Source organism: Niallia oryzisoli, assembly GCF_043641075.1.
Lineage (GTDB): Bacteria > Bacillota > Bacilli > Bacillales > Cytobacillaceae > Bacillus_BD > Bacillus_BD oryzisoli_A.
This window is the reverse complement of record NZ_JBHZRC010000009.1, coordinates 90,266-104,206: the sequence shown is the minus strand read 5'-3', so window position 1 is coordinate 104,206 and position 13,941 is coordinate 90,266. Positions and strand designations below refer to the sequence as shown.

The window sequence follows — 13,941 nt, the reverse complement described above, 5'->3', positions numbered from 1 at the left end:
AGCTAAAAACGTGAAATAAAAAAGGCTAATATAAAATTAGCCTTTTTTATTGGATAGGAATTAATTTGGAATTGATTCCATTTTATATTATTCCCCTTTTTAGGAACATTATTCTCGATGGATAATAAAAAAGAGGTTGTTGGAAGAAAGAACCAAAGTATTAAAAGGGATTACTATTAACTATGTTATTATTGTCCTAGTTAACACTTCCGTTGTTAAAGAAAACACCTTGAATTGCACAGAGAATCGTCATGTTGCTCTTTTATTTAGTTGATCTTTCAGCGTATATGGCTAGTGCAATTATTAATGGGTACCGAATTACATATAACCACCCTAACATTGTCATTAGTTAGTTCCATCCTTGAACTTATCTTTTTTGGCTATTGATTTAGTTTGATGGAAAAGCATGTTGGCTATTCATTTATGCTAACAAATAAATAGGAATTCCTGTTATACAACACAAAGGAATAATATGTATTTGATAATAATTGTTACGCAACAAACTGTATAAAATGGGAAATATTAGGAATGACTTTTGTAAAAAGGATATTGATATGAGAAACATTTCAGCATTATTCTCCATGCTTATGCCAGGGTTTGGACAAATCTATAATGGGCAATTTTTAAAGGGCATTATCTTTGTTGTAATTGAACACTTGGATAATATAATTGGAAATATAAACAGAGCAATTCAGCTTGATTTCAACGGTTTTCATCAAAAGGCGTTAGAGGTCGTTGTTTATGATGGTATGATGTTTTATCCAGGATTCTATGTCTATGCCATATGGGATGCCTGGTATTTTGCGAAGAAAGGTGCAGATAAAACCAAAACTGCTATTCCTTTTGTGATTGCGGGCTATTTAGGAGAAATGGGGGCTATTTATTCCTCTAGGCTACCAGTTCCCACTTTAACAGTAGGACTTCTGATGATTGTTCCTATGCTTTTAGGCATGTTTATTTTTAGGAATCAATAAAACATGTAAAAACACTAATACATAACAATTAATAAAAAAATCCTACTTGAATACAGTAGGTCTTTTTGTGTTATCTAAATACCGATGTTCCCAATTCAAAACAGAACCAAAACGTATAAGTATCGAAACCGAAAAATGGGAGTAGCAATATTAAAAGGGCACACAGTGTGAGACCTTATTTTCTTAAGTGCAAGAGGTTAACCTTGTTCAAGAATTAATTACTGACTTAATGTTTGTTCTTTTTGTTCTTTTTCATATGAATTTAGGAATTGATTTATTAAGGAAATAACTGGAATAATAAAATTATTTTTTTACAAACATGAAAAGTAAATGAAAAGTAAATGAAACAGACGTTTTGTATAATAAAGGTAGATAAAAGTAATTATAATTTACTGAAAAGTATAATTTTTACAATAAAATTAAAATAATATATCAATTTCTTATTTTATGTATTGGTAATTTCAAAAAAATTAAAAGTGGAAGGAGGGGTGTGAATGGCTGCAGATGATGTCATTTGGGGAGGGGATGATCCCTTTACACATATGCTAGCAATAGGACCGACCCGTTGTGGAAAAACAGCTACTGTCTTGAAGCCGATGATTTATCAATTGCTAATACAGAAAAAGCGTGGGAAAAAGCTGGGGTTATCTGTGATAGAACCCAAAGGTGATCTTGCACGAGATGTAAAGGAATATTGCGATGAAATGGAAGTTCCCTATATCTATATCGATCCGGAAAGTGAAAAAACACACCGTTTCAATGTTATGGAGGGTGACACAGACGATGTGGCAGAAGCAACCGTAGCCGTATTACAAAGTCTTTTCGGGAAACAAGAGGCATTTTTCCAGACCGTTCAGGAGCTATCAGCCCGTAATATTACCAAACTATTGAAAGAGCTTCAAGGCGACGATATGGACCTACTAGATATATTAGAAGCCATGCGCGATCAAAAATTGTTGGAAGAGAAAGTGAAACAGTTGAAGCAGGAGCAAGGACAAACAGATCTGGTAGATTTCTTTGAATATGAATTACTTGGTTCCATGGCAGACAAATATCAGCAATTTGTAATTGGGCTACGGGCACAATTAGAGAATATAACTGGAAACTATAAGTTAAGATACATTATAACCGGAAAAAGTGACATCAATATCGATAAACATTTTGAACAAGGTGGCGTATTGATCGTCAACACATCACTAGGTAAGTTAAAGAAAGCTGGTGACGCATTTGGTCAATTTATCATCATGCATTTGCAGTCCGGTACATTCAGACGTAAAGGTGAAGAACGGACAAGGACACCTCATTTTCTGATTGCTGATGAGTATAGTAGATACATAAACCCAGATGTTGAGATGTTTCTTTCAATTGCAGCAAGTTATAGAGTAGCCGGTATATTCGCTACACAGTCTTTAGGTCAGTTGGAAGTTGAATCAGGTAAAATAAATGGTAGAGCCATGAAACAAGCGATTATGACCTCTTGCCGAAATAAGATTGCCTTTGGAGGTTTGTCAGCAAAAGACGCACAAGAATTTTCCGAGGAGTTCGGAAAAGACCAGATTATTATACGTCAATCAACATATAAAAATAGGATTCTTCTTCCGAGATTATTCCCAGACAGCTATCGGGATACAGAGTCAGAAGAATATCGTTTTCATTATACGTATCTACAAGACCAGATGGCACGTTTTCACTATATCGCTAGACTAATGAAGGATGGAACTCCACAGAAGCCGATAGAAGCCATCGGGAGTTTCGTACCAATAGATTGGAAGGAACGTAGAGAATGGGAAACAAAAGAAGAGCGGAAAAGACGAAAGAAAAAAGACCAGGATAGCAAAATTATAAATACATTTAACCGTTTTTATAAAAATTTTAAACAGATTTCAAATAAATACAATAAAGCAGCAACGACTAACAGTGACCTCGAGATGACAGAAAAAGCTCAAATGAAAGAAGCCGATCCAACAGCTTCCAAATTAAATACACCCACAATTCCCTCTAAAAGCAATGCCACCGTAGAAAAAATAGAATTAGATACCATATCTGATCCTATCCAATCCTTTAGGGAAACTGAGAAACTCCCAGAACCTATTTTGGTAGCAGTCCATCATGACAATCAAATTAATCATACAGATACCCAATTCAAATCGAACAATAAATCAGACAATACAAATGTTAACAAACATCCACAACCTAATGATGATATAAATGTCAATATTAATGACTTTATTAATATCGATGTACATTCAAAAGGAAAAATCAACAAAATTGAAAAAGCTGTTAGTAAAGTTAGTGATGTATTGGAAAATAAAAATAACATAGATGAGAAGCAGGAAGTTAATCAGAAATTAATAAATTCGAAAGCTGATAACAGTAATAATAATCGTGAAAACACAGTTGTTGAAGAAAAAGAGGAAAAAGAAGTCGAGCACAATTTGGACTCTTTCTGGTAAGTCATTGTATAACATGTGTTTAATCGAAGGTCTCCATGAGCGCAGACCTTTGTTATAAAAATCTTTTGAAGGAAATTTATTAATTTAAGGAAGGGGATAGGAGAGATGGCAGTAGAAGAAATGAGAGATATTTTAATTGAGGGATTTGATCCGAGTAAACTGAAAAAAAGTAAAAAGGTTGATGAAGGACTGCGATGGAGAGATATTCAATCTGCCTATCAAAACGATCTTGTTTTAAATGATGTTCTGGTTGGTATAGAGAATATCCGAATAGGAAGCAGCAAGAAAACGGAACTTTGCGGAGTTATACGTCGTGCAGGTATAAAAGGGATTATCCCTTTAAAGGAGTCAGGAATTGACATTGAAGATGCAAATGCTTTAAATCAATTTAGAGCTCTTACTGGGAAAAAGGTTGCCTATAAAGTTTTAAACTTTGATAAGGAAGCAGGTATTTTCGTTGCATCTCGAAAACAGGCAAAAGAGCAAATGGCCGAGATCACTTTAAGAAAAATTGATGAAGGCTACAACATCTATTGTGTTATTAGGGAAGTAGAGCCGGGGCATGTTGTCGGTGATATTGGCGGTATTGACGTGCATATCCCTGTTTTTGAATTGACATATGGTTGGGTTGAGGATTTAAGAGATCGTTATGAACCCGGTGAAGTAATTGAAGTGCAAGTGATGAAAATTGATAAAGAAAAACAAGAAGTAAAGGTATCAGCCAAACCATTAATGGAAAATCCTTTCCTTGAATGCATAGAAAGGTATAAAAAGAATGGTGAATACGTTGGTACAGTGTCTGGAGTTGAGGAGTACGGGATTTTCGTTAATTTAGAGGAAGGTGTAGATTCCCTTGCTCGGCACTTGAAGTTTCAAAATGTTCAAAAGGGAGATCAAGTGTTAGTACGGATATTGAGTCTGGATGCAGAAAAGGAACGCATTTCTGCACGAATTATAAGGGTTCTATCATGAATGGAAGGGCTGAGCAAATGAGACATGCTATCAGCCCTTTTTCTAGCCAACACAAATGGGAACTCAAATGGAGGAGAATTCCATCCCGAGAGCTTTCTAAGCAGCGGCCGGGAATGGTTTTAGATACAAATTCCAGAAAAGAAAGAAAAGCGTTAGAGAGAATAGCAAGTGTTGGTTTAATTGAAGGGAATCAACTGCAACAGATATTTAAGCTAAAGAAACCGCAAATAAGACGAATGGAAAGCTTTAATCTTATTCTGAAACATTTCATTAGGAAAAATGGGCAGGACATCCCATTCTATACTCTTGGACCGGCCAGTGCAGAGAAAATTGTACCGAGGTTTGTTCCAAATTATTGGGTGGAGTATCGGGCTGAAGATGTTCTCAATCGGTTTATATTTTTTCGGTTATATGATTTATTAAAAGATCAAAAGGCGTATGTAAGGACTGCCCCCAAGCCATTCACAGGGGCATTGGAACTTAACGGCAATCTTTTGTATGTTTACTGTACTCGTGGAGATACGAAAGATTTACAAATGTTGTTGAAGTGGAAACCATTTACCGATCGAATGATTATTGTTACAGAGCATATTCAGTATTTAAAGCCGTTGGATATATTTTTACAGGATAGGAAGCTGAAGGTCAGGGTGATAACTGATGAGCAATTGTTAAGAGAAAGTCCTCAATTTTATACGTATAAGGAAAATGAAGATAAAGTATTCGAATGGATGTTGGAATCGAGTGGGCAATGACAAATCAGTTATTGCTCACTTTTTCATTTTTTTGAATGGCATTTGTTGGATTGATTGAAGGGGAAGCTGATGTTAAATAACAATAATACTGTTTAAAATCGTCATTAATGTTATTCTGTTAAAGGCCATACTGTTGAGGAAAGTAAACCATATTTATAAATAATGTAATCGATATTGAGAAAGATTACACTTAAACTCGGGCAGGTTAGTTAAGGAAGAAATACATTACTAATGAAAAGATAAATAATTTTTAGATGGAATTAATGGATTATTTGTTTGAGGTTATTTTTTATTAAAAATGTACAAACTAATGCTTGTAATCGATATATAAGTGAAATATTATATAATTAAGTAATTATATAAATAAATAATTATATTGAGTAGTTGAATCTAGGAGGTGCTTTTGTGCAAATATCAACTGTTAAAATGGAAAAGACTGCAACAATCTTAAAATTATTAGGTGATAAAACAAGATTAACTATGGTAAAAATGTTGGACACAAATGATTATTGTGTTTGTGAATTTGTTGAAATCTTTAAAATGAGCCAGCCTGGTATTAGTCAACACCTTCGTAAGTTGAAAGATAACGGATTGGTGCAGGAAACAAGAAGAGGACAATGGATTATCTATTCATTAAATAGAGATAACGACTATTATCCTTTAGTTCATAGCTTGCTGCAACATCTTCCAAGCCAAGATTTTAAACTACAAGAACTAGAAGAACAGGGATTACGTATCTCGTGTGATTAATGGAGGTTAGTACCGTGACAACCGCAATATTAGCATCAGTAATATTTTTAGCTACACTTATCTTAGTGATCTGGCAGCCGAAAGGATTGAACATTGGCTGGTCCGCATGTGGCGGAGCGATTCTTGCCCTTATAGTAGGAGTTGTCGGATTTAGTGATGTCATAGAAGTAATCGACATTACCTGGAACGCAACATTATCATTTGTTGCAATTATCCTCATATCCTTGATTTTAGATGAGATTGGATTATTTGAATGGGCTGCTCTCCATATGGCTCGAGCTGCCAAAGGCAATGGGATTAAAATGTTTGTTTATGTAAGTATTTTAGGAGCCATCGTGGCTGCACTATTTGCCAATGACGGGGCAGCTCTTATTTTGACACCAATCGTACTTGCAATGGTTCGAAACTTAAATTTTAAAGAAAAAATGATATTTCCGTTTATTATGGCAAGTGGATTTATTGCAGATACCACTTCGTTGCCATTCGTGGTAAGTAACTTGGTTAACATTGTCTCTGCCGATTTCTTTGACATTGGATTCGTGGAATATGCTTCTAGAATGATTATTCCGAACCTGTTTTCATTAATTGCAACCATCACGGTATTATTATTTTATTTTAGAAAAAGCATTCCAAAAACATACGATTTGTCTAAGTTAAAACAACCAGTGGAAGCCATTAAGGATCTAAAAATGTTTCGTCTTTCATGGTATGTGCTTGGGATTTTACTAATTGGTTATTTTACTAGTGAAGCCATTCAGATCCCAGTTTCAATTATTGCGGGAATAGTAGCGATTTTCTTTTTATTCATGGCAAGAAGAAGTCATGCTGTTAACACAAAAGCAGTGATCAAGGGTGCACCATGGAATATCGTATTTTTCTCAATCGGAATGTATGTAGTGGTATATGGATTAGGAAATGCGTGGCTTACAAAATCGTTAGCTAGTGTTATTCAGACAGCAGCCGAACAAGGCTTGTTCATTGCTACTATATCAATGGGCTTTATTGCAGCTTTCTTATCATCCTTGATGAATAATATGCCAACGGTCATGATTGATGCTTTAGCGATTGCAGAAACGAGTACATCCGGTACGATCCGAGAAGCTTTAATTTATGCCAATGTCATTGGATCTGACTTGGGTCCAAAAATCACACCTATCGGTTCATTGGCAACTTTAGTATGGCTCCATGTTTTATCTCAAAAAGGGGTTAAAATATCATGGGGAACCTATTTTAAAACAGGGATTGTATTAACGATTCCTATTCTATTTATCACATTACTAGGTCTATATTTAGCTTTATTACTTTACTAAAAGGAGAAATTCATCGTGTCTAAAAAAACAATCTATTTCTTATGTACAGGTAATTCTTGTAGAAGCCAAATGGCAGAAGGTTGGGCAAAAAAATATCTAGGTAATGAATGGGAAGTAAAGAGTGCCGGTATCGAGGCACATGGATTAAATCCTAATGCTGTTAAGGCTATGAAGGAAGCTGGTATTGATATATCTGATCAAACATCCGATATCATCGATCCTGAGATTCTTAATAATGCCACTTTAGTCGTTACCTTATGTGGTGATGCTGCCGATAAATGTCCTATGACACCACCTCACGTTAAACGTGAACACTGGGGATTTGATGATCCAGCAAAGGCAGAAGGAACAGATGAAGAAAAGTGGGCATTCTTCCAGCGTGTTCGTGATGAAATTGGCGAAAGAATTAAACGTTTTGCTGAAACAGGAGAATAACAAAACTAAATAACCAAGAGGGTATCTTCTTGGTTTTCTTTATTAGAGATAAATAAGCAAATGCTTATTTAATAATATATGGGAGGTTTTTATATGACTAAAGTTGAAATTTTTGATCCTGCAATGTGTTGTTCTACTGGAGTGTGTGGCCCAAGTGTTGATCCGGAGTTAACAAGAGTAGCATCTGCGGTTTATTCCTTGGAGAAAAAGGGGTTTAATATTAAACGATACCAACTAACAAGCGATCCTGATAAATTTGCGGAAAACGCTGAAATCACTCGTATTTTCCAAGAAAAGGGTCCCGATGCTTTACCAGTCGTTTTAGTTAATGATAAAGCTGTAAAAGTAGGAAGCTATCCAACCAATGAGGAATTCGCAGAATGGTTTGAGGTAAGTCCAGAAGAATTAACAGAAAAGCCGAGAGTCCGAATCAATTTAAAAGACCTTAAATAATTTGGAGAGAAGGAAAAAGCATGTATCCATCATTCAGTCCAAATCATATTGGTACACAATTTTTATTTTTAACAGGTAAAGGTGGGGTAGGAAAAACATCAACGGCTTGTGCAACAGCAGTCGCATTAGCTGATAGTGGAAAAAGAGTGTTACTGATTAGTACAGATCCTGCCTCGAATCTACAAGATGTGTTTGGAATCGAATTAACCAGCACACCAAAAGCTGTTCCTAGTGTTGAAAATTTATTTACAAGTAATATCAATCCGGAGTCTTCAGCAAAAGCATATCGTGAAAGTGTTGTCGGTCCATATCGCGATAAATTTCCAGAAGCAGTTGTTGCAACAATGGAAGAACAATTATCAGGTGCTTGTACAGTCGAGATAGCTGCATTTGATGAATTTACAAGTTTTCTGACCAATAGCGAAATTGTCAATCAATATGACCATATTATCTTTGATACAGCTCCAACAGGTCATACGTTACGGCTTTTACAGCTACCAACTGCATGGAATGGGTTTTTAGAGGAAAGTACGCATGGTGCCTCCTGTTTAGGACCGTTATCTGGATTGGCCGATAAAAAAGACCTTTATTCAAGTGCAGTATCAGCTCTTTCCGATCCAACTAAAACAACACTTATAATAATAACCAGACCGGATGTATCAGCCCTTTTAGAAGCAAATCGTGCCTCAAAAGAGCTTAAAGAGATTGGGATTAAAAACCAAATGCTTATTGTAAATGGTCTTTTTCAGCATCACCATGAAGACGATGAAATCTCATCTGCTTTTTATCATCGACAAAGAGATGCATTAAAGCAAATGCCAGACAATTTAAAAGGGGCCACTACGTACTCGCTACCGTATGTTTCATACTCTTTAACAGGAGTGGAAAATCTTCGAAAGCTATTTAAACCATATGAGATTTCTACCATTGAGTTGAATACGGGAATTCAACCAGTAAATCTTCCAGGATTAAAAGCCATCATCGAGGATTTTTCGGATAATGGTACAAAGTTGATTTTTACAATGGGTAAGGGTGGCGTAGGGAAAACAACCGTTGCATCTGCGATTGCAGTTGGTCTAGTAGAAAAAGGACATCGTGTTCATTTAACCACAACAGATCCTGCAGCTCATCTAGAATATCAATTTCAACATGAGCGCCTTAATCAGAATTTAACCATTAGCAGCATTAATCCTAAAAAAGAGGTTGAAAAATACAAAGCTGAGGTTCTTTCCAAGGCGAGTAAGGACTTAGATGAAGCTAGTCTTGCCTACTTAAAAGAGGATTTAGAATCACCTTGTACAGAGGAAATTGCCATTTTTCAAGCCTTTGCAGAAGTGGTAGCTAAATCTGAAAATGAAATTGTCGTCATTGATACAGCACCGACAGGGCATACCTTACTATTGTTAGATGCATCAGAATCTTATAGTAAAGAAATCGAAAGGTCAACAGGAGAAGTACCGGAAAGTGCCAGAAAACTGTTGCCGCAAATTCGAAATCCAAGAGAAACGGCTGTTGTGATTGTCACACTTGCGGAAGCTACACCTGTCTTAGAAGCGACAAGATTACAAGATGACTTAAGACGTGCCAGTATCAATCCAAAGTGGTGGATCATTAATCAAAGCTTATCTGCCACAAATACGAGTGATCCTATATTAAAAGGGAAAGCCGTGGCTGAAAAGGAATGGATTCAAGAGGTAAATGAAAACAAGGCTGAGAAGTGTGCCATTATTCCTTGGTTACCTGAGGAAAAAGTCGGGTACGACAAGCTAAAAGATTATATCCGTTAATCGGTAGGAGGATAAAACATGCCAACAAAGAATTATCAGGAATTAGTAAAAGACCGTATTTACATCGGAGGTGCGGATGATGTAGAAGAGATGATGGGAAATGAAAAAGTAGATATTATATTTGATTTAAGAGCAGAGGCACCAACAGAGGAATCAAAATATAATCGTGTTCATAGCCCTATCGTGGATGATGCAGAACGCCAAGATAAATCTGTTAAGAAATCCATTGAACATGTGGTGAATTCTTATAATGAAGGGAAAAAGGTGTACTTTCATTGCCAAGGTGGTAGTAACCGTACAGGAACGGTTGCAATAGGAACGTTACTGGCTATAGGTGAAGCCGGTACAATTGAAGAAGCAGAAAATATGGCTAAAACAGCTAGACCAAAGATTAATGTTAAACCAGAAATGAAAGAAGCGTTAAAAAGAATCTATCCAAATGCATAGTAAAAATGAGGGAGAGAAATACAATGAAAATTACAGATGGAGCTAAACAGCTTTTAGAAAGCTTTTTAACTGAAAAAGGTGCAGAAGGCATTCGTCTTACTACTACGGCAGGTTGTTGCGGACCACAATTTGCGATCACTTTAGATGCACCTCAGGAATCTGATAAAATTGAAACCATTAACGGAATTAAGGTAGCATTCGATTCACAAGTTACGGGTACTGAGGAATTAACATTAGATAAAGAAGAAAACCAAAATGGGTCTGGATTGGTATTAATTGGTGCTAGCAGCTGTTGCTAAAAATAATTATCAAGATAGTTTTTTAAAGGAACATCAAAAAATGATCATTTATTTGTGAAAAAATGTACTTAAATTAACGGGGGCGATTGTTCAATAAAAACAGTCGCTTTTTCGCTAACGTGGCATTTAATTCAATAAGAGATTAGAAAAATAACAATAACTAAAAATGGAGGTATGGGTATAATCTCATGGCTAGGTTGTTGTTATCTTCCATATTAGTATTTATATTGTCATTTCAATTGCAATGTCACGATGTTCTTGCTAATTCACAATCATTTGATGACCAACACCTGCACACTCGTGACTTCAGTCGTGAGTGTGCAGGTGTTTTTTTTGTTCACAATATGTATTTTTCAAGGTAAAAGCGCTATCTAATGGCAAACATCAGTTCTATTTGGTAAAATAAAACTATTAAGTAAAGGAGGTGTTCGTTATGGTGAGAAAAACAGTAGAACAACGTAACAAAGAATTAGCTAAAGATGGTTTAAAATTGCATCTCTATGGTATCAAAGTCCGTGCCATAACAACACCCAAACAACACGAATTAATTGTACAGTCCGTTGGTTGTGCTCGCTTTACTTATAATTTTTACTTAAATGAAAAACAAGAAGTTTATCGTGAAACCGGCTTAACATTAAACTATGGTGAGTTTAAATCGGCATTCGTTGGTTTGAAATACCATCCTGAATTTAAATGGTTAAAATCACCTGATAAGTTTGCCTTGGAATGCGCAATGGAACATGTAGATGATGCATTTGACCGATTTTTTAAAGGCCAAAATGGATATCCTACGTTCAAATCAAAACACAAGTCTAAACAAAGTTATTCAACAAAAGAAACCAATGGAAACATTAAATTGGATATTGAAAATCAGCAAATTCAATTACCTAAATTAGGTTGAGTAAAAGTGAAATTTTCTAAAAAGCAACGAGAGTTATTTAAAGACAACGGAGTGAAAGGTAAAATCAAAGGAGCTACTATTTCTATTCATAGTAGTGGTCAAACGCATATTTCATTAAAAGTGGAAGAAGTCGTTCCGTTGCATAATGAAATCGATTGGACCACCATTCCTTCAGATAAAATCATTGGTTGTGACCTTGGATTAAGCCACTTTTTAATCGATTCTAATGGTAATAAAATCGATAATCCTAAGTCTCTTAAGAGTTATTTATATAAATTGGCAAAATTACAACGTGGGTTGAAAAACAAGAAGAAAGGTTCTTCTAATTATAAAAAGCTACAACAAAAGATTGCGAAACTTCACTTAAAAATTGCGAATACGCGCAAGGACTTTTTACATCAACAATCTAGAAAACTCGTAAACGAAAACCAAGTGATCGTGTTGGAAGATTTAAATGTAAAAGGTATGATTAAAAATAAAAAGTTAGCACGCAGTATTGCGGATGTGACTTGGGCAACTTTTGTTACATATGTTACGTATAAAGTTGCTTGGGAAAATAAAAAAGTAGTTCCCGTTGACCATTTCTTTGCTTCTTAGAAGCAAAGTAATGGTTGTAAGGAGAAGATACTTTATTATCTCTTTCTGACCGTATTTGGGTATGCCCAAAATGTGGTGAGGAACACGACCGTGATGTGAACGCAGCGAACAATATCAAAGAAGAAGGTATTCGCTTACTGCGAAATCCTCAAGCAAGTGCATAAATCTATTTTTACCTTTTACCGCAGGAACTGTGGGGTGTGCCTGTCAGCATCATGTGTGCTGTTTGTCGAGCTTTTGGACAATGGAGGGAGTGTAAGACGTTCGTAATGGGATGCCGTTCTTTGTGAAGCAGGAATTTCGTGGCTAGCTTTAGGTCAAACAGTCGAATCCTTTCAGTCCGTAGGTCTGTTAGAAACTCGCTACTTTAGTCGTGAGAGGTTCATTGAAGGGAATCAGTTGCAACAGATATTTAAGCTAAAGAAACCGCAATAAGACGCATGGAAAGCTTTAATCTGGTCATGAAACATTTCATTAGGAAAAATGGACAAGACATCCCATTCTATACGCTTGGGCCGACCAGTGCAGAGAAAATTGTTTCGGGATTTGTTTCAAATTATTGGGTGGAGTATCGAATTGAGGATGTTTTAAACAGGTTTATGTTCTTTCGGCTATTTGATTTGCTAAAACATCAAAAAGCAATCATTAGTATAGCTCCTAAGCCATTTACAGGAGCATTGGAACTCAACGGAAATCTTTTATATGTTTACTGTACTCGTGGAGATACAAAGGATTTACAAATGTTATTGAAGTGGAAATCATTTACTGACCGAATGATTATTGTCACAGAGCAGATTCAGTATTTAAAGCCATTGGATATATTTTTGCAGGATGTTCCCTATAAGTCTACTCATTGCACAAGTGAACAAACAAAACAAAGCCTCAGCGAAGCTTTAAAAGTGGTCATCCAATATGCGGTGGAAAAGGCAAAGCCAATTGGGTTTGAAAACTTAGATTTCAAAAAGAAAAAGCAAAGTTTAAAGCTGATGGCATCTAACTTAGCAAAAATGTTAAGTGGTTTTGCTTACTCAACTTATCAATCAATGCTGCAGTGCAAATGTGAAATGGCGGGTATTGAGTTGATTTCAGTAAATCCTGCCTATACGAGTCAAATTGGACATCATAAATTTATGAAGAAGTACGGGATTAGTTCACATGAGAGTGCAGCTCTCGTAATTGGAAGAAGATGTTTAAACTTCAAAAGGACAGAAAAGATTCCGCAACACCACATTTTAAATAAGAACAAGAAAGACTCCATCTTAAAAATGGACCGATTGAGTCAGTGGAAAGAGATTTGTAAGCAGTGGAAGAAATATAGTTTTAACAATAAAATTTATTTATTGAATCGAATCTAGTTGCATGTACGGTGGCAATGCCATGTTGAACCTGTAAGGAAGAAAGCATGCCCATGAAATCGTTGATTTACATGCAACGCCGCAAGACCTAGTAGGTATTGGATTCCCCATCAAGGCAGTGATACTGGTCCTCAGTTGTCCTTGGATATCTGTGCGATGTAGCTTTACACCTTTGATGTGAGAGTGAAATTCTCTCATGCGAACCGTAAGGGGTCTATCGTTCTTGCCCTTGCGTTAAGTGGGCTTATACTTAGTTCTACTTATTTTCGAACGGTAATAACAATGAGTTATTGCCTTTTTTTGAGTAAAAATGACTATAATGCTATTAGATTAAAAGCGCCCCTTATCTTATGTATGGATAATGATCCGATTTTTGTATAAGGAATGTGTCTTTTTTAGTTACCAAAGTGAGCTTAATAAGAAATTTACAGAGGAGTGAAAAGAATTTAGTAAAGA

Annotated in this window: 15 protein-coding genes; all 15 read left to right on the top strand. The window is 35.8% G+C overall.

Annotation, left to right across the window (positions count from 1 at the left end; genetic code table 11):
- The first annotated feature begins 554 nt into the window (after positions 1–554).
- Positions 555–974 (top strand): hypothetical protein, encoded by a 420-nt coding sequence (locus ACHUFV_RS20720; protein ID WP_394237454.1) that lies wholly within the window; start codon positions 555–557, stop codon positions 972–974.
- 494 nt (positions 975–1,468) lie between these two features.
- Positions 1,469–3,427: a type IV secretory system conjugative DNA transfer family protein gene (locus ACHUFV_RS20715; protein WP_394237452.1), complete on the top strand. Its 1,959-nt coding sequence runs from the start codon at positions 1,469–1,471 to the stop codon at positions 3,425–3,427.
- Positions 3,428–3,532: 105 nt separating this feature from the next.
- The gene (locus ACHUFV_RS20710) at positions 3,533–4,399 is read left to right on the top strand and encodes a 30S ribosomal protein S1 (protein ID WP_394237450.1); all 867 of its coding nucleotides are present in this window, start codon (positions 3,533–3,535) and stop codon (positions 4,397–4,399) included.
- Positions 4,396–5,151, top strand: coding sequence for a hypothetical protein (locus tag ACHUFV_RS20705; RefSeq protein WP_394237448.1), 756 nt, complete (start codon positions 4,396–4,398; stop codon positions 5,149–5,151). The genes ACHUFV_RS20710 and ACHUFV_RS20705 overlap by 4 nt, the downstream gene beginning before the upstream one ends.
- 405 nt (positions 5,152–5,556) lie before the next feature.
- Complete coding sequence (locus tag ACHUFV_RS20700; protein ID WP_394237446.1) at positions 5,557–5,901, top strand: ArsR/SmtB family transcription factor; 345 nt, start codon at positions 5,557–5,559, stop codon at positions 5,899–5,901.
- 14 nt (positions 5,902–5,915) lie between these two features.
- The gene (locus ACHUFV_RS20695) at positions 5,916–7,211 is read left to right on the top strand and encodes an arsenic transporter (RefSeq protein ID WP_394237445.1); all 1,296 of its coding nucleotides are present in this window, start codon (positions 5,916–5,918) and stop codon (positions 7,209–7,211) included.
- A gap of 15 nt (positions 7,212–7,226) precedes the next feature.
- Positions 7,227–7,646: an arsenate reductase (thioredoxin) gene (arsC, locus tag ACHUFV_RS20690; RefSeq protein ID WP_394237443.1), complete on the top strand. Its 420-nt coding sequence runs from the start codon at positions 7,227–7,229 to the stop codon at positions 7,644–7,646.
- 93 nt (positions 7,647–7,739) lie between these two features.
- Positions 7,740–8,099 carry an arsenite efflux transporter metallochaperone ArsD gene (gene arsD / locus ACHUFV_RS20685; protein WP_394237441.1) on the top strand — a complete coding sequence of 120 codons (360 nt, stop codon included), beginning with the start codon at positions 7,740–7,742 and terminating at the stop codon, positions 8,097–8,099.
- Positions 8,100–8,119: 20 nt separating this feature from the next.
- Positions 8,120–9,886, top strand: coding sequence for an arsenical pump-driving ATPase (gene arsA, locus ACHUFV_RS20680; protein ID WP_394237439.1), 1,767 nt, complete (start codon positions 8,120–8,122; stop codon positions 9,884–9,886).
- An 18-nt stretch (positions 9,887–9,904) separates the two neighbouring features.
- Positions 9,905–10,333 (top strand): protein-tyrosine phosphatase family protein, encoded by a 429-nt coding sequence (locus ACHUFV_RS20675; protein WP_394237437.1) that lies wholly within the window; start codon positions 9,905–9,907, stop codon positions 10,331–10,333.
- A 23-nt stretch (positions 10,334–10,356) separates the two neighbouring features.
- Positions 10,357–10,632, top strand: coding sequence for an iron-sulfur cluster assembly accessory protein (locus ACHUFV_RS20670; protein WP_394237435.1), 276 nt, complete (start codon positions 10,357–10,359; stop codon positions 10,630–10,632).
- 433 nt (positions 10,633–11,065) lie between these two features.
- Positions 11,066–11,533 carry a helix-turn-helix domain-containing protein gene (locus ACHUFV_RS20665; RefSeq protein ID WP_394237434.1) on the top strand — a complete coding sequence of 156 codons (468 nt, stop codon included), beginning with the start codon at positions 11,066–11,068 and terminating at the stop codon, positions 11,531–11,533.
- Between the two features lie 6 nt (positions 11,534–11,539).
- Positions 11,540–12,130 (top strand): RNA-guided endonuclease InsQ/TnpB family protein, encoded by a 591-nt coding sequence (locus ACHUFV_RS20660; RefSeq protein WP_394237432.1) that lies wholly within the window; start codon positions 11,540–11,542, stop codon positions 12,128–12,130.
- Between the two features lie 53 nt (positions 12,131–12,183).
- A complete protein-coding gene (locus ACHUFV_RS20655; protein ID WP_463516479.1) occupies positions 12,184–12,294 on the top strand; it encodes a zinc ribbon domain-containing protein in 111 nt (36 codons plus the stop codon).
- A 297-nt stretch (positions 12,295–12,591) separates the two neighbouring features.
- Complete coding sequence (locus ACHUFV_RS20650; protein WP_394237430.1) at positions 12,592–13,485, top strand: IS200/IS605 family accessory protein TnpB-related protein; 894 nt, start codon at positions 12,592–12,594, stop codon at positions 13,483–13,485.
- Positions 13,486–13,941 lie beyond the last annotated feature (456 nt).

Coding starts and splice junctions, on each gene's coding strand:
- arsA (WP_394237439.1), top strand. CDS start 8,120: ATGTATCCATCATTCAGTCCAAATCATATTGGTACACAATTTTTATTT.
- ACHUFV_RS20720 (WP_394237454.1), top strand. CDS start 555: ATGAGAAACATTTCAGCATTATTCTCCATGCTTATGCCAGGGTTTGGA.
- ACHUFV_RS20675 (WP_394237437.1), top strand. CDS start 9,905: ATGCCAACAAAGAATTATCAGGAATTAGTAAAAGACCGTATTTACATC.
- ACHUFV_RS20705 (WP_394237448.1), top strand. CDS start 4,396: ATGAATGGAAGGGCTGAGCAAATGAGACATGCTATCAGCCCTTTTTCT.
- ACHUFV_RS20715 (WP_394237452.1), top strand. CDS start 1,469: ATGGCTGCAGATGATGTCATTTGGGGAGGGGATGATCCCTTTACACAT.
- ACHUFV_RS20670 (WP_394237435.1), top strand. CDS start 10,357: ATGAAAATTACAGATGGAGCTAAACAGCTTTTAGAAAGCTTTTTAACT.
- ACHUFV_RS20710 (WP_394237450.1), top strand. CDS start 3,533: ATGGCAGTAGAAGAAATGAGAGATATTTTAATTGAGGGATTTGATCCG.
- ACHUFV_RS20665 (WP_394237434.1), top strand. CDS start 11,066: ATGGTGAGAAAAACAGTAGAACAACGTAACAAAGAATTAGCTAAAGAT.
- ACHUFV_RS20650 (WP_394237430.1), top strand. CDS start 12,592: ATGAAACATTTCATTAGGAAAAATGGACAAGACATCCCATTCTATACG.
- arsD (WP_394237441.1), top strand. CDS start 7,740: ATGACTAAAGTTGAAATTTTTGATCCTGCAATGTGTTGTTCTACTGGA.